We start from the raw sequence: 16221 nt of genomic DNA, 5'->3' as shown, positions 1-16221 counted from the left end.
CCAGCGCTGCAACGCTGACTTGATCAAGTGACTACCGGGATCATTCTGCGGGAAGGCACGCCCTCCCAGATCCACAGGTCTTGATCATTCCTCCTGGTGACGCGCAGCCTTATTGAACAGGTGCCGGTGTCCGGAGACCGCGTGCGAGTCAGGCGTTTGATCATGGTGGGTGGACCCAACGCGGGCTCTCCATTCGGGCGACGCCAGCTCTGGCGCGTATTTGTCGACATATTCACCAACTTCTTCGCGCACCCGACCTCCCAGGCCAGCGCCGCGACCTCGTCTCACGATCAAGCATTGCAGTCGATGGCGACCCTCATCAGGGCCGTCGTCAGCGCGGAATCACATGACCTGCTGGTGCCCGGTCTGATGGCCATGGACCCCCGCAGCGAGTATCTGGCCGAACTGAACAGACCCCAGGCGTCGGACTGGCAGCGACCCGACTACTGCGTGATCGCAACCGACTTCGAACCAACCGCTGCAGACCCCCCGTTTCACCGGGCCGAACTACTTTGGTGGAAGGCGGTCGACAGGCTGGTCGACGGGGCCTTCACCGACGAGGCCGGGAAACTCGAGGGAAACGACATCGCCGTCGGGGTGTCCTCCATGCCGATGGTCGATGGTAAGAAACTGAGCACCGTTTTCACACTTCCGCAGAGTTCGGGCACCACGCACGTGACCTATTTCCGCAATGGCGACGTGGTGTCGAAACTGCGCGAGTGGCTGAAACTCGATGAGAGCGTTCGGTAACTCAGGCACTTACCGGTTGAGACGCCAGAACCCCGTCGACAGCGCCGTCGCGAACGCACACCACAGCGGATAGGGAACGAGCGCCGCACCGGCTGCGGTGTTCGCCGCGGCGGTACGGCGCACCAGATCGGCGCTCGACACCGTGAGCGCTGCCGCCACCACCGGGGCGGCGTCAAGTCGCTTCGCCCCGAAGAACACCCAACTCCAGGCGGCATTGAGAGTCAGGTTGGTGCCCAGAGCAATCGCGTATGCCCGCGCCTCGTCGTCGCGGCGTTGCTCACGCAGGGTGTCGATGGCCACCGCCGAGGTGACCGCGGTGTCGGCGTAGAGCGCAGTCCAGACGATCGGGATGGCGGGCGTCGGCGGAGTGATCGCCGGCTTGGTCAAGGTGGGATACCAGGTGTCGACGGCGGTTCGGGTGGTGAACGTTCCGACGGCCGCGGCCGCCGCGGTGGCCAGTCCGGTACCGAGCAGTGTGGTGAGGCGCATACCCCGACGCTACCCGGCCCGGACCCCGGCTCACACCGTTACCGTTGCCGCCCGATGACTCTCGACGGTGAACGCATCGTCGAGCAGCGACGCCGACCCGGTCGACGCGAGGTCGGCGAGGGCCTCACCCCACACGGGTGCGAACTTGAAACCGTTGCCACTCATCGCCGTCGCGACGATGATGCCGTCGTCGGCGGTGTCGATCACCGGCAGCTTGGTGGGCGTCCACGAATCCGAGTGCAGCGACCACCGCACCACCTCTCCGATGAGGTCGGGGATCATGCGCTGTGCCTGCTCGCCCACCCAGCGCAACTGCTCCCTTGTCAGCGACGTCGGGCGGTCCTCCCAGTCGTCGAACGCATCGAGATCGAGATGCGGGCAGATCTTGATGCTGTACCCGTCGAGCGTGGGCACCCCGAAGGCATGAACGTCGTGCAGGTCTCGCATGAAACCCGGGAAGATGTCTGCGGTGAACCGCTCGACGTGACGCGGCATCAACCAGGTCAGGGCGAACGTCTTGGCCTGCACGATGCCGGCGAGGTCGGGGAGCAGCCGCGCGGTCCACGGACCTGCTGTGACGACGACGCGATCGGCGATGAACTCGCCGCGTGTGGTGGTGACGCGAACCCCGTCCGAGGTGGCCGCCACGTCGAGCACCTCGGTGTCGTAGAGCGCCGACGCACCATGCACCATCGCCTGGTCGGTGGCCGCGGCCACGGCCATCTCGGGACGCATCGCACCACCGAGGGAGTCGAGCACACCGATGTCGTTCTCTTCGATGTGGAACTGCGGGAACCGTTTCCGCATCTCCGCGGCGTCGAGGACCTCGTGGGGGAGATCGAACGCGTTGATCGAGGCGAGGGTGGGGCGCAGGTCCGGGTGATCGGCGGGTGCGACGCTCAACGCGCCGGCCGGCAGAAGGATGTCACGTCCGTAGGCGTCACCGAGTTCCTGCCACAGTTCCCGCGACCGCAGTAGCGCGGGGGTGAACAGTTCACCCTCCTTGGCGGCGACGCGGAACAATCGGGATTCCCCCGCGTACGCGCCTTCGGTGTGGATGCGGCCGAACTGTTCAATTCCGAGCACGTCGATGCCTCGTTTGGCCAACTGCCACAACGCCATCGAACCGATCGAACCCAGTCCGATCACGATCACCGAGCGACGCGGGCGTTCGCTGCTTGGATTCATGACAGCGCCGGGCTTTCCCACAGATTGAGCGATGTGCCGATGCCCCGCTCGACGGCGTTGCGGTAGACCACCGTTCCCCACGCGACGTCTTCGACGGGCATACCGCCGACCGACAGGATGACGATCTCGTCATCGCTGCGCCGGCCCTCGGTGGCACCCGCGGCGACCGCACCGAGATCGACCAGTTCCTCACGCGCCATGGTGCCGTCGTGGATCATGTCCATGAACTTGCACCCGATGATGGGAATTGATGTGTGCGAAGGATATCCGGTCTCGTCGAACCACGCGTCGTAGAGTCCGATGTTGTCGACAACCTTGCGGACGTCGGGCGTCTTGAGGTCGTCGTCGATCTCGCAGCCGGCAGGCATGCTGAGGAAGGTGCCGGGTTTGAGCCATTCGCGCCGCACCAGCGGATAGGTCGACGGGTCGCCGATCTCACCCGAGGTGCAGTAGGTGACGATGTCGCTGTCCCGCACGGCCTCTTCGGTGCTGTCCACTTCGACGACGGTGAGGTCCGGGAACTCCTCGGCCACCCAACCGGTGAAGGTGTCGAGGCTCTTGCGGCCGCGACCCTTGATCTTGACGGTGTCGATCTTTGGGCAGGTCGCCATGAACGCGGCCAGTGACGTGCGGGCCATCACTCCGGGCCCGACGATGCCGACCACCTGCGCGTCCTCGCGGGCCAGCAGACGTGCGCCGACGCCGGGCACCGCGCCGGTGCGATACGCCGACAACAGGTTCGCCGACATCAGCGCGAGCGGCGCACCTGTGTCGGTGTCATTGAGCATGAACATGAGAATCGAACGCGGCAAACCCTTCTCGCGGTTGGCGATGTTGGAGCCGTACCACTTCATGCCGCTGGTGCCGAAGCTGCCGCCGAGATAGGCGGGCATCGCCATGAAGCGGCGGTCGGCGGTGTTCTTGGGCATCGTCGGGAACGGCGATTCGTCGGGGAAGGTGATCATCGCGCCGTGCGAATCGCTGTTGGCTCCTGCCATGCGGTAGTCGCCCGTGTGTAGCAGCACGAAGGTCTCGTGCATGGCGTCGACGCACGCGGGCATGTCGGTGACGCCCGCGGCGATCATGTCGGGTTCGGAGAGATAACGGAAATCGATGGAGGTGTTCACGATGTGAGTCCTGTGGTTGTCGATGGTCGGTTCGTCGGGGGTCGAGCGTGCCCTGTTTAGGGTCGAGCGTGCCCTGATTCTCTGGGCCGGGGTACGGTGTGGACGTGTCAGGCGGCGATCGCGCTGGTCAGGGACTCGTAGGCGTCGACGTTGCGGCGCCGCATGAGCAGCGCTTGCACCACGCCGATCAGCACCGCGGCAACCACCAGGGCGAAGAAGAAGTCGGCCAGTGACTGCGATCCGCCGATCAGCGTCGGGAAGTTCCAGATCACTGCGACGAGGATGGTGATCAGACCGACGAGGCCGAGCGCGGGTGCGATGACCGAGGTCCACGGTCCCGCACCCACCTTGTGGCGCCGGAAGTAGACGAGGACGGCCAGGCAGGTGAGCCCCATCAGCACCACGATGCCGAGGGTGGCGACTCCGGAGAACCAGGCGAAGACCTCCAATTCCGGATCGAGACCGAGCGCGGCGAACACCGCGATGAGGACTCCGGCGGTGATGCTCTGCACCAGCGAACTCACATGCGGCGAGAGATGATTCGGGTGGACGGTCCCCAACTTGGACGGCATCGCGGTGGCCGAGGCCATCGAATGCTGGTAGCGCGAGATCACGTTGTGGAAGCTCAGGATGCAGGCGAACAGGCTGGTGATGAGCAGGATGTTGATGGTGGTCGACGCCCAGGTGCCCAGGTAGGTCTGCGCGGTGGCCATGATCATGCCCGCCGGGTCCTTCTCCGCCGCGGCCACCACATTGTCGGGGCCCCACGCCATGACGAGCGCCCAGGACGAGAAGGCGTAGAACCCGCCGATCAGGATGACCGCGGCGTAGGTGGCGCGGGGGATGGTGCGGTCGGGATCGCGGGCCTCGCTGCGGAAGATCGCGGTGGCCTCGAAACCGATGAATCCGGCGACCGCGAACATCAGGCCGATGCCCGGTGCACCCGACATCATCGTGGACGGTTGGAACGATGCGGCCGATAGTCCCTGAGCTCCACCCTTCACCATGATCGCGATGTTCAGGATGAGCACGATGCCGATCTCGGCGATCAGCAGCAGACCCAGCACCTTGGAGCTCAGCTCGATATGGCGATAACCGAGCACACCGGTGATCGCCGCGACGACCAGCGCCCAGACCCACCAGTCGATGGTAGGGCCGCCGAGGTCGGCGACGCCTGTCGAGATGAGGACACCGATCAGGCCGTACACCGCGGCCTGGACCATGGTGTAGGTCAGCAACGCCAGGTGAGCGGTGCCCAGGCCCAGCGGACGGCCGAGTCCGTAACCGACGTAGGTGAAGAAGGCGCCGGGCTTCGGGATGTAGCGGGCCATCGTGCTCAGGCCGACGGCGAACAACAGCAGCACGACGGCGGCGATGACGAACATCGACGGGACGCCGGCGCCGTTGCCGAGGAGGAAGGCGATGGGCACGCCGCCGCCGACGACGGTCAGCGGTGCGGCGGCGGCGACGACCATGAAGACGATCGCTCCGACACCCAGCGAACCGCTGAGTGACTTTCCGGGTGAGGTCGATGCGGCGGTGACGGTGCCGGCGTCGATGGATGCCATGGGTGTTCTCCGTGTGATGGGGGTGAGGGCATCGGAGTCGATGCCGGGACAGGGCGGCGGTGCCCGTGCAACCCATGGTCGGGGCGACTGATCGCGGTGCCGTTGCCCGGCGGTAAACACGTTCCGACCGTTCGTTGGGAACGACGTCGCCTCGAAGACCCTCTGCATGTCACGTCTCGCACATCCTCGAGTAACTCGGGCGAAACATGGGTTGCGGTAGCGTCCGGAACATGTCCGGACCAGCGAATAGTCGTCTCCGCGGTCGGCTGAGGCTCGGTGCACGAACTCCGCTGGCGGGGTTGGATCGACGAAGTGTCGGCTTTACCGACGTGGTGGCGCAGTCGGTCGCGGTGATGGCTCCCTGTGCGGCTGCTGCCACCATACCGATGCTGCTCGCTCAGGCGGGTGCGCCACTGGTGTGGAGTGTGGTCACCGCGACCGTGCTGTGCGGACTGGTGGCTGTGACACTGGGCGCCTTCGCCTCCCGGATGGTGGCACCCGGCGCGCTCTACACCTATGCGGCCAAGGGACTCGGCCCCACCGCGGGGACCGCGACCGCTGCGGCCATGGCACTCGGATACGGATCGCTCGGCATGTTCGCGCTGTCGCAGACCGCGACCTTCGGTTTGCGGATCTTCGGGGTGCAGGCACCGTCGACACTGGTGACCTGCCTGGCCGTTCTCCTGATCGCGGTCGGCGCCGCCGTCGTACTGATCCGCGGGGTTCGCGTGTCCGCTCGTGTCGGTCTGATCACCGAGGCCGCCGCGGTGGCAGTCCTGCTCACCGTCGTGGGCGTGCTGGTTGCCCGCAACCGGGCACAGATCTCCGTGCACGCGATCGTCGCGGCACCGTCGGGATGGTCGCACTATCTGGCCGGGGTCGCGGTGGCGACGTGTGGTGTGATCGGATTCGAAAGTGCGGCAACCCTATCGGTGGAGGCCAAACGTCCGCTCCGGGCCATTCCGCGGGCGATCGTCGTCTCGCTGGCGGTGGGGTCGGTGGTGGTACTGCTCGCGACGATCGCACAATCCGGTGGAACGACGGTGTTGCAGGCGATTTCCGCGCTGGGCGAGAGCGATCTCGACGATCTGACCAGCGCCATCGGCGCGGCATGGGTGGCACCCATCGTGAATCTCGGTGTGTGCGCATCTTTTCTGGCATGCGCACTGGCCAGCACCACGGCGTTGACCCGCATGCTGCTGTCTCTGTCCCGGGAGGGAGTGCTGCCGGCCCGCCTCGGGTCCACCCATCCGAGATTCAAGACCCCGGTCACTGGGGTGGTCGTGACCATCGCCGTGATGGTGGTGGTGATCGTCGCCGCACTGCTCGCGGGGGCCTCGGAGAGCACGATACGAGGGTCCATGGCGTCGGCCCCGGCGATCGGATTCATGGTGGGCTACATCCTGGTGTGTGTGGCCGCACCGGTGTTCCTGCGCCGCACAGGGGAATTCGAGCTACGGACGGCGGTGATCGCGGTGCTCGCCGCGATCTGTTTCGCCGGAATCCTCGTCGTGTTCGTCGTGACCAACATCGGTGGTGCGTGGGGCCCCGGCATCATCGGCGCACTGATCTGGTTGGGCCTCGCCGCGATCGGGTTTGCGGCACTGCGGCGATTCCGTCCGGATGTGGTGACGCACGTGGGAATTCATGAGACACCCATGCGTTCGGAGGTGTTCAGCGGGCACGTGGAATCCGAGGGCGCCGCGACCGGCGCCCCGCCCCGATGAGTCCGGCGTTCGGCGGTGACTCGTCGTCGAAATCGGTGATCAACGCCTTGCAGATCCTCGAAGAAGTCGCGACGATGGGCCCCGGTGTCACCGCCATCGAACTGTCTCGTCATCTCGGCCTGTCGAAGTCGGCGACCTACCGGCTGGTGAATCTGCTCGCCCAGGAGGAATACCTGGTGCGCACACCCGATCTCGGTGGATTCGCCCTGGGAGCCAAGGTGGATCGCCTCGTCGGAGCCGCAGCCGGGCAGACCGTTCCCGAACACCTTCGCGTCATCCTCGACGAGGTCCGCTCGGAATTGCGGTTCGGCCTGCACCTGTTCGGCTGTCACCGCCCCGGCACGTTGCGTGCCCGGCTGAGTCTGCTCGACATCGATCCGGACTATCCGCTGAGCGATCCGGGACGTCTCTTGCACGACCACACCGCGTCGGCCGCAGGTCGATTGATGACCGTGGTGGGTTCGGGACACCCTTCGGCCGCACCCGAATACGCCACTCAGATCGGATCGTTCATCCCCAACTTCGGGTGCGTCGCCGTCCCGGTGTGGGGTGTCGACGATGCGCTCGTCGCCGCCTTGACGATCGCGGCGCCGGCCAAACACGTGGAGAACCCGGAGGTGCTCGTGCGGTTGCTCAGCGAACCGGCGAAGCGGGTGGCAGACATACTCCGCTCCGCGGATCGGTAATGGCGCACCCTCATCGAGGCACATTTCCTGCGGGGCGGGCATCGCGTGGTACAACTGCTCGAGGACCGCGGATTCTGGAACTGACACCGGACCGGTGACCCGGCATCGCGGTTACGTCCGGGTGAAGAACCCGCCGCTGAACAGTGGGAGATCCACCAGTGTCCGGACGCCGACCGGTGCGGCCACCACGGCGGGCATCGCGTTGACCGCGTGTACCCCGGTCATCAGCACATCCGGTTGTTTGGCGTCGAGATCCGTACTCGCCTCGACCCTGGTCTCGATCGTCGGGTCGCTGACAATGCGCGCCGACCAGGCCCCGTCGCCGTAGGGCCACTCCGGCGGAGCCGAATCCGGCCCGAGCACCCATACCCACTGGTTCTGTACTCGCACATCGCCGTCGGTCTAGGCGCGCAGGGTGATTCGCACAGCGCCGACATTGCCGGGTTCGACATGGAATGCGGGGGTGACGATCTCGTGGGGTGCCGGTGCCACCTCCCAGTCCAGGGTGACGTCGTCGAACTGCAGGCCGGTGGCATCGGCCAGCATCCGCAGCGACGCGAAGAAGGAGCTTTCCGCCACGATCTCCTTGGGCAGTCGGGTCACCAGATTCTCGACGGGCTTGCCGTACCCGATGTAGTCGCCGATCTGATGCGACGTGTAGCGGGCCATGTCGACCATCTCCGTCACGTAGATGGTGTCGATGCGACGAGTCAACTGACACAAAGTGATCGGCCACACATCCATCATGTAGCCGGGATTGATGCCGGTGCTGTGAAACGACACCCCGCCCTTCTGGCAGGCGGCCTCGAGTCGCTCGCGAAGCGGGCTGCTCGAGATGATCTGCGGATAGATGTGCACGCTGACGGCGGTGGAGCACACGTTCTTCCCGGACTCGAGTAGCCGGCAGATCTGGTCGAGCGCCGCTTCGGGATCGCGCGTCTCACCCAGCGCGTTGTAGGCCACCACATCGGCATCCAGCGCGAGGATCTCATCGAAATCGTTCGTCGCGATGACACCGGTCTTCTCCCCGCCGGTGATGTCGCCGGCGTCGAGTCCCACCTTGTCCGGACTGAACACGTACAGGCCGACGAGCTGCATGTCTCTGCGGCCCAGAATGGTACGCATGCTGTGTGTGCCGACGGTGCCGGTTGCCACCTGAATGACCTTGATGGGCTCCATGATCTCTCGCTAACTGTGGGTGGGGTGGGTGGGGTAGAGGACTTCGAAGGGCTGCGAATGCTGGGCCGTCATCAACGGGCGCCACAGATACTCGCGACGGCGTTCCATCCGGGAGAACAGACGGATCAGGTCGACGAGCCGATCGCGTGGGTCGTTCGTCACGATGTCCACCAGAGCGGTCAATCCGTCGTTGCGGTCGGCGGGGCGGTGTCCGATGACCTGCGACATGTCATCGAGGTCGTCGCTGTCGAGGGACGGTCCGAGCGCCACGATCATCTCCACGGACCGTGCGAGGCCGAGCGCGCCGTCGATCTGCATCCGGTCGTGGGTGTCGCGGCCGATACCCTCGCAGTGGGTGGCCAGGTGATCGACGAGATAGTGGGGCAGGTCGGTGCGGCCCGGTGGTGGCAACCCCGGAAGAGTTGGTTCCTCGACGTCGATCCCGTACACCTCGCAGAGCGAGTCGCACAGTCCACGGCGCAGGGTCACATCCCAGCCGAGCATCGGCAGCATCGATTGCACTGCAGCCGTGGGATTCTGGATGAGCGCCGACATCCCCAACGGGGACAACAGCATTGCGAGGACGGTGTAGAAGCACAACGCGTCCCGGTCGAGATCTCCGCCGGCCAGGGATTCGTAATGCTCGAGATAGCTCCTGACGTCTCCGGCGGGGTAGATCATGCTGCGCATCCGGAGGACTCCCAGATCAAGCAACGGATCGCCGAGATGGCTCAACTCCCAGTCGATCAGCGCGGTCAGTTCACCGTCGTCCACCATGAACTGGCCCGGTCCGGTATCACCTTGGACCCAGCTGACCGCCGTACGATTCGCGGGCACGTTGTCCTTGAGCCACCACAGTGCGAACTCCAGTAGCGGCTCCGGTCCGATGAACGGTGCGGCGGTGCGGAAATCGCGTTCGACGAAACCGATCTGGGCGAACGCCAACTCCTCTGGGGTCGCCGGCAACGTCAGGCCGAGACGATCGATCAGGTCGGCGTCGACGGGAATCGTATGCAGCCGATACAGATTCTCGACGTAGTCGCGCATCACCGCCGCTCTCGCCTCGTCGGGGACATCGTCGAACTCGTTGCTCCCGGCCACGCGCTGCATGAGGATCGCGGGCGGGTCCTCGAAGAAGCCATACGTTTTCGGCACGCGCACCGGTCCGTCTTGTAGCGCATCGAGCACGCGACTTTCGTGGGCGAGGTCGAAGTGCGACAGGAACGCCGACAGCGGAACGAGATCGGGATCGCGCACGAGCCGGACGAGCAGTGGCTCGACGGTGCCGTCGGCGCCCTCGACGTCCACGAAGAATTGAGGGCGCCAACGGCCTTGGCGCTCGATGCGAACCACGGATGCGTTCGTCACATCTTCGATCCAGGCGATGATCCGGCCGTCGAGTTCCATCGTCGGCCTCGTCAGCGATCGGCGTCGGTGTAGCGGATCACACCCCGGATGTTGCGACCCTCGAGCATGTCGGTGAACGCGTCGTTGACGTCCTCGAGTGCGTAGGTTCGGGTGACCATTCCCTCGAGGTCGAGTTGCTGCTTCTTGTACAGCGACAGCAGCATGGGTATGTCGACCTGCGGGTTGGCCCCTCCGAAGATCGATCCGCGCAGGTTCTTCTGCATCAGGGTCAGCATCGACAGTGTCAATGTGACCTCGGAGTCGAGGAGTTGCCCGACCCCGGTGAGCACGCAGTCGCCGGTCTTGCCGGTGATCGACATCCACGTGTCCACCTCGCTGCCCTTCACGTCACCGGCGGTGACGATGACCTTGGAGAGCATGCGGCCCAGGGTGAGATCGACGATGGGCCCCATCGCTTCGGCGACGGAGAGGTAGGTGTGCGTGGCACCGAACTTCTTGGCCTGCTCCAGCTTCCACGGCACCGGATCGATGGCGACAATGTTTCGTGCTCCGGCGCGAACCGCGCCCTGCACGGCCGCCGCACCGACCCCGCCGATGCCCACCACGGCGACATCGTCGCCGGGCTGCACGCGTGCGGTGTGCACTGCCGAGCCGAATCCGGTGGTGACGCCGCAGCCCACCAGGCACGCGTACTCGAAGGGAATGGTCGGATCCACCTTGACCACCGAATCCTGGTGGACCACCGCGTACGGCGCGAAGGTGCCGAGCAGCGACATCGGATAGGCGTTCTCGCCGCGGGCCTGCACGCGGTAGCTGCCGTCGGAGATCGATGCTCCCATCAGCAATCCGGCACCGAGATCGCAGAGATTCCGGTACCCGGCCTGGCAGGCGGGGCAGTGACCGCACGATGGGATGAACGAGAAGACGATGTGATCGCCGACCGCGAATCGTTCGACCCCCTCGCCGATCTCCACGATCACTCCGGAGCCCTCGTGTCCACCGAGAATCGGGAAGGCGGGCATCGGGGTCGCACCGGTCACCAGGTGATAGTCGGAGTGACAGATGCCCGCTGCCTCGATCTGAACCTTGACCTCACCTTTGCGCGGATCACCGATCTCGATCTCCTCGACCTGCCAGGGCTGATCGAGTCCCCACAGCAGCGCTCCTTTGGTCTTCACAACGATTCCTCCTTGACGGGTGCCAGATTCATTCCGGTCAGTAATAGGTGTCCCGATTCCACGGGAATGGTCACGCCGGTCACCGCATCGGCCAGATGCGAGTTCAGGTAAAGCGCCGTATCGGCGATCGCCTGGGGGGACAGAAAAGTCTTGCCGCGCAGGGCTCCGTAGTGATAGCCGCCGTCCATCATCTGGGCGTGCGTCCCGCCGGCGCCTCCGGCGAAGATGTTCCACGTCTCCTGATGGTCGACCATCGGGGTGAGGATGGCGCCGGGACAGATCGCATTGCACCGAACTCCGTGCGGGGCCAGTTCCAATGCGATGCTCTTCATCAGTCCGAGTACCCCGTGCTTGGCCGCGGTGTAGTGCGCATAACCCGGTCCGGGTTGGATCCCGTTGACCGACGACGTTATGACGATCGAACCATGATTTCGTTCGATCATGTGCGGGGCAACGGCTTTCGCCGAACGCCACACTCCTCCGAGGTTGATATCGATCATCTGGCCCCACATCTGCTCCGAGGTCTCGTGGAACAGCGCTCTGGTCCAGATCCCGGCATTCGCGATCAGAATGTCGATGTGGCCGAGTTCCGCGAGTCCCTGTGACACGGCCGCGTCGAGTTGCGATTGGTCGCGCACATCGGCCACCGTGGCGACGGCAGTGCGGCCCATGGCTTCCACCTGGTCAACGGTCTCTTTCATGTCACTTGCGGTTGCCGTCGCATAATCGACTGTCGGAACCGCTGTTTCGATGTCGACGAGTATCACGTCAGCGCCTTCGCGGGCGCACACGACGGCATGCGCCCGGCCCTGACCTCGCGCCGCGCCGGTGATGAATGCCACCTTGCCATCGAGCAGACCCATGTTGTGTGCTTTCTTCTCGTGCCTCGTCGGCTCAGGATGGTTTGGGTCCGAGGCAGTTGTCGGCACTCCAGTCGTTGAGCATCCGGACGCCGTGATTGACCTCCACGAAGTGTGGGGCGATGAACGTCTTGGTGACGGCCATGATGCAGATCAGAATGCCGATGGTGGCGAATCCGGACAGGAGCACCGTGTTGAGCGGGGTGCGTTCGCCCGGTTCCCGGTCCCATCTCGTGTAGAAGATCAGCGACGCGAAATGCCATGCGCCATAGACCAGAACGTTGAGTCCCCACATACCGATGCCGTTGTCGAAGCAGTAGTTGTGCGGCACCACCGTGGTGTAGGCGAACGTCTCGACCAGCGGCATCAGCGGTGCGAGCAGGATGCACAGCAGAACGTGACGGACCATCGTGTCGCGGCTCGCGACACCGCCGGTGCGGTCGAGGAGCTGGGTGAGCACCCGGTAGAGCGTGCCGAGTAGCACCGAGTAGAACCCGAACACCGACACGGTCATGAACAGCATGAACAGTGGTACGCCATTGGGGTTGTACTGCGTGTTGAACGCGAAGTGTCCGTGCAGCACCTCGTACCACGGGTCGGTGCCGACGAAACCGCCGAGAATCGCCCAGATCACCAGATAGCAACCCATCCGGAAGCCGTAGAGCTGCGTCAGCGGAAGTCCGCGATCTTCGGGAGCCCGGAAGATGAGCGGCAGGATCAGCGTCCCCGCGCACATCACGATCGACTGGGCGAGAAGTGCCGGGTCGTTGTAGTGCGAGTAGCTCAGGTTCATGACGACAACGCCCTGGATGGGCACGGCGATCAGGAACCAGATGAGGTAGATGATCTCGGTGCGCCGTTTCCCGGGGTTCGCCGACAGCCAGTGAAAGCGACCGTCGGTCGTGTCGATCTCGGAACCTTCGTGGGGTACGGCGGTCTGTGTCATCGACTCGATCTCCTCCGTGAGGGTGCTTGCCTGCAATACGCGCCTTATCGTGAAGAGTCTAAACAACCAACTGCTTGGTTTGTCACGGAAATCGATGGACCCGTTTCCCGGGATGCCCCTCGGCCAGGGTCTCATCCTGTTGGTGACGGTGTTTAGCTGCACGAACGCTATCCGTCCTGTCGGTGCGGACTACTCCGAACTCGTTGACAGCACCAAGCACGATCGGTAGCTTCACGTGTTAAGCCCTTAATCAAATGGTCTATGGCGGCCTCGGTGTCGCTGGTGATCACCCGGAGAGGACGGTCGATGGCGACCAACGAATCGATCGAGAGACTCATGGCGCTGGTGTCCGGCGACGACCCGTTCGGGGCCACTCCCGACGATCTGGAGGAACTCTGGATCGACGCCATCGATTTCCGGTTCCAGCAGTGCCGGGAGAGGATCGGCGTGCTGCAGCGCCTCGCCGACGAGGCGGGCGTCGACTCGATCACCTCACTCGACGACGTCGTGCCGCTGTTGTTCGCCCACACCGCCTACAAGAGCTACCCGGAGGCCTTCATCGACAACGGCCGATGGGACCGGATGAACGTGTGGCTCAACACCTTGTCCACCCACGAGGTGAGTGGGGTGGACGTCGCCGGGGTGGCCGATGCCGACGATTGGATCGCCCGATGTCACGCGGCCGGTCACTACGTCTTCGCAACGAGCGGAACGAGTGGAAAGAACTCGTTCCTCAACCAGTCGCAGGCCGACGTCGACTTTGCCAATACCGCAACGATTCCACCGGGTCTGCCGAGGGACAACTCGATACCCATCTTCGTTCTCGGACCGCGCAAAGCGCCCAACCGCGCGTCGGCGACCTTCACGAATCTGGTGTCGGTGTGCGGACGTCCGGACGCGGTGTACTTCATGACCGACGCGGAACTGCGGATCACCGACCTGTCTCAGATGGCGCGAATGCGGCGCAAGATCGGCGCGTGTACCGCAACGCCGTCGGAGATCTCGGAATTCGAGGAGAGCGTCCGATTCCGCCAAGAGGTCGCCGACACCATGGTCGTCGACCTGGTCGACAAGATCATCGCGCATCGCGGTGAGCCCATCCTGCTCGTCGGACTGACCCCGCAGTTGTACCGGGTGGTGGAGGTCGCGCGGGAACGTGGAATAGCCGACGGCTCTTTCCATCCCGACACACAGGTGATCAGCGGCGGCGGCATCAAGGGGCAGCGTGAGATCCCCGCCGACCATGTCCAGCAGATCATGACGTTCTTCGGAATCGGACTCGACAAGTTCACCCAGGGATACGGGATGCAGGAGGCGAGCAGCGGGGCACGCATGAACGAGTGGGGGCGTTACGAATTCCCCGGATGGATCGTGCCGCTGCTCCTCGACGACTCGGGCGAGAAACTCCAGCGCACAAGGGAAGGGCGCGCGACCGGGCGGATGGCACTGTTCGATGTGTCGATCGACGGTCGCTGGGGTGGGATCACCAGCGGAGACCGCGTGGTGATCGACTACGACCCCAGCCCTGCGGGGCGCTCGGTACCCGCGGTCGTCGACATCGCCCGCTACTCCGAACTCGAGGGCGGCGACGACAAACTGACCTGCGCCGGAACGATCGACTCCTTCGTCCGAGGCGCGGTCGGCGAGTCCTAGAAGCCAAGTCCCAGAAGACGAGTCCAGAAGCAAAGTCCCAGAAGCCGAGTCCGAGAAACGGGGACGACGATGACGGATACCGCGACGGCGGGCGCACCGGACAAGGTGCAGATCCCGCACGTGATCAAAGGCCGAACGGTCACCGGAGGACAGTACGATCACGGTCTGTTCGCGACACCCGAACTCGCCATCGACGAACTCGTCTGGGAACGAGCCGAACCCGGACCTGCTTTCGACACACCCATTCGCGACATCGTCGACTTCCTCGTCGAGGTGGGACACCGACTCGATCTGGACTCCAACGGGTATCTGGCTGAGGCACTGGAGCATTCACTCGAGTTCAACACTCTCGAACGACGAATACTCGAGAACACCTATCGGGCGATACCGTTCTTCTTCGACCGGGATGTCCTCGAGTTCCAGATCGCCAACGACGTGGGGTGGGACGCGATCGACGGGTGGGCGCCCATCGAACGTCCGCATTCCTTGCCACCGGCCCGTGTGCGGGCCTTTCCGCCCCGCCTGGCCCACATCATGGCCGGCAACACCCCGGCCGTCGCGGTCACCACCATCGCCCGTGGCGCACTGACCAAAGGCGTACACCTGCTGAAGGTCCCCGCCAACGATCCACTCACCGCCGGTGCGATCCTACGGACGATGGCCGACGTGGATCCCGACCATCCGACCACCCGGTCGTTCTCGGCCGTCTATTGGCGCGGCGGGGATGCCCGCGTCGAAAGTGCGGTGTTCCGCCCACAGTTCTTCGACAAGCTGGTCGTCTGGGGTGGCGGTTCGGCGATCGAGAATGCCTATCGATACGCCGGACCGGGTTTCGAGATCGTGGCGTTCGATCCCAAGGTCTCCATCTCGTTCCTGGGTGTCGAGGCCTACCGGTCGGAAGAGACGATACGCACCGCGGCCCGGCATGCGGCCGCCGACATCTCTCTGTTCAACCAAGATGCTTGTGCTGCCAGCCGTTTCGTCTACGCCGAAGGCGACACCGACGACATCGACCGGTTCTGTGAGGCCTTGGCCGACGAACTCAAGGCCGAACGGCCGCTGTCGTCGGCGAAGGCTGCACCCATCGGTGGTGAGGTACGCGACGAGGTGGAGGTACTGCGGGGACTTGAGCCGTGGTATCGGGTGTGGGGCGACTACTCGGGGGCCGGACTCGTCATCCGCTCCGAGGACCCGGTCGATTTCTACCCGACGTCGAAGACCGTCAACGTGGTCGCGGTGCCCTCGCTCGACGCCGCGATCAAGCATGCCAACATCGCGACCCAGACTGTCGGGGTGTATCCGGCAGAGCGGATCGCCGGGCTTCGAGATCGACTCGCTTCCATGGGTGTTCAGCGGGTGGTGGATCTCGGTGGGGTGGCGAGTGCGATCGAGGGGCTGCCCCACGACGGGTTCTATCCGTTACGCCGAGTGATGCGGTGGGTGCTCGATGACTCGCCGGAATCCCGCTGAACCAAGCCAAATCCGATGAACAGGAGATAGTT

15 protein-coding genes are annotated in these 16221 nt (G+C 64.6%); 5 read left to right on the top strand and 10 right to left on the bottom strand.

All coding sequences use genetic code 11. From position 1 onward, the window contains the following. The first annotated feature begins 96 nt into the window (after positions 1-96). Positions 97-750, top strand: coding sequence for a DUF7379 domain-containing protein (locus ACWDTD_RS18840; protein ID WP_449748663.1), 654 nt, complete (start codon positions 97-99; stop codon positions 748-750). A gap of 9 nt (positions 751-759) precedes the next feature. Here the strand turns inward: ACWDTD_RS18840 and ACWDTD_RS18835 are convergent, their stop codons facing one another. The 4 genes from ACWDTD_RS18835 to ACWDTD_RS18820 form a co-directional block, all read right to left on the bottom strand. After that, positions 760-1239 (bottom strand): TspO/MBR family protein, encoded by a 480-nt coding sequence (locus tag ACWDTD_RS18835; protein WP_449748662.1) that lies wholly within the window; start codon positions 1237-1239, stop codon positions 760-762. A gap of 30 nt (positions 1240-1269) precedes the next feature. Beyond that, positions 1270-2427: an N-methyl-L-tryptophan oxidase gene (gene solA / locus ACWDTD_RS18830; protein WP_449748661.1), complete on the bottom strand. Its 1158-nt coding sequence runs from the start codon at positions 2425-2427 to the stop codon at positions 1270-1272. Beyond that, positions 2424-3554, bottom strand: a complete 1131-nt coding sequence (locus tag ACWDTD_RS18825) for a tyramine oxidase subunit B (RefSeq protein ID WP_449748660.1) — start codon at positions 3552-3554, stop codon at positions 2424-2426. Before ACWDTD_RS18825 ends, solA begins: the two co-directional genes overlap by 4 nt. Before the next feature lie 107 nt (positions 3555-3661). Next, the gene (locus ACWDTD_RS18820; protein ID WP_449748659.1) at positions 3662-5122 is read right to left on the bottom strand and encodes an APC family permease; all 1461 of its coding nucleotides are present in this window, start codon (positions 5120-5122) and stop codon (positions 3662-3664) included. A gap of 299 nt (positions 5123-5421) precedes the next feature. Between ACWDTD_RS18820 and ACWDTD_RS18815 the strand changes: the two genes are divergently transcribed. After that, positions 5422-6849: an APC family permease gene (locus tag ACWDTD_RS18815; RefSeq protein WP_449748658.1), complete on the top strand. Its 1428-nt coding sequence runs from the start codon at positions 5422-5424 to the stop codon at positions 6847-6849. Next, a complete protein-coding gene (locus ACWDTD_RS18810) occupies positions 6846-7535 on the top strand; it encodes a helix-turn-helix domain-containing protein (protein ID WP_449748657.1) in 690 nt (229 codons plus the stop codon). Before ACWDTD_RS18815 ends, ACWDTD_RS18810 begins: the two co-directional genes overlap by 4 nt. Before the next feature lie 111 nt (positions 7536-7646). Here ACWDTD_RS18810 and ACWDTD_RS18805 read toward each other — a convergent pair whose 3' ends face one another. Genes ACWDTD_RS18805 through ACWDTD_RS18780 form a run of 6 tightly spaced genes read right to left on the bottom strand, consistent with a single transcriptional unit; the run spans position 7647 to position 13066 of the window. Then, a complete protein-coding gene (locus ACWDTD_RS18805; RefSeq protein ID WP_449748656.1) occupies positions 7647-7925 on the bottom strand; it encodes a hypothetical protein in 279 nt (92 codons plus the stop codon). 12 nt (positions 7926-7937) lie between these two features. Continuing rightward, complete coding sequence (locus tag ACWDTD_RS18800; RefSeq protein WP_449748655.1) at positions 7938-8690, bottom strand: hypothetical protein; 753 nt, start codon at positions 8688-8690, stop codon at positions 7938-7940. A 33-nt stretch (positions 8691-8723) separates the two neighbouring features. Further along, complete coding sequence (locus ACWDTD_RS18795; RefSeq protein ID WP_449748654.1) at positions 8724-10121, bottom strand: phosphotransferase family protein; 1398 nt, start codon at positions 10119-10121, stop codon at positions 8724-8726. An 11-nt stretch (positions 10122-10132) separates the two neighbouring features. Next, positions 10133-11260, bottom strand: a complete 1128-nt coding sequence (locus ACWDTD_RS18790; protein WP_449748653.1) for an NDMA-dependent alcohol dehydrogenase — start codon at positions 11258-11260, stop codon at positions 10133-10135. After that, the gene (locus tag ACWDTD_RS18785; protein ID WP_449748652.1) at positions 11257-12123 is read right to left on the bottom strand and encodes a mycofactocin-coupled SDR family oxidoreductase; all 867 of its coding nucleotides are present in this window, start codon (positions 12121-12123) and stop codon (positions 11257-11259) included. The genes ACWDTD_RS18790 and ACWDTD_RS18785 overlap by 4 nt, the downstream gene beginning before the upstream one ends. 31 nt (positions 12124-12154) lie before the next feature. Beyond that, a complete protein-coding gene (locus ACWDTD_RS18780) occupies positions 12155-13066 on the bottom strand; it encodes a hypothetical protein (protein WP_449748651.1) in 912 nt (303 codons plus the stop codon). A 306-nt stretch (positions 13067-13372) separates the two neighbouring features. Between ACWDTD_RS18780 and ACWDTD_RS18775 the strand changes: the two genes are divergently transcribed. Beyond that, entirely contained in the window at positions 13373-14719 is a 1347-nt protein-coding gene (locus tag ACWDTD_RS18775; RefSeq protein WP_449748650.1) for a hypothetical protein, read from the top strand. A gap of 69 nt (positions 14720-14788) precedes the next feature. After that, positions 14789-16189: an acyl-CoA reductase gene (locus ACWDTD_RS18770; RefSeq protein ID WP_449748649.1), complete on the top strand. Its 1401-nt coding sequence runs from the start codon at positions 14789-14791 to the stop codon at positions 16187-16189. Positions 16190-16221: the final 32 nt, after the last annotated feature.

This window comes from Gordonia sp. NPDC003425, assembly GCF_053588635.1.
The sequence above is the reverse complement of the archived record's forward strand: the minus strand, read 5'-3'. Positions and strand labels throughout refer to the sequence as shown.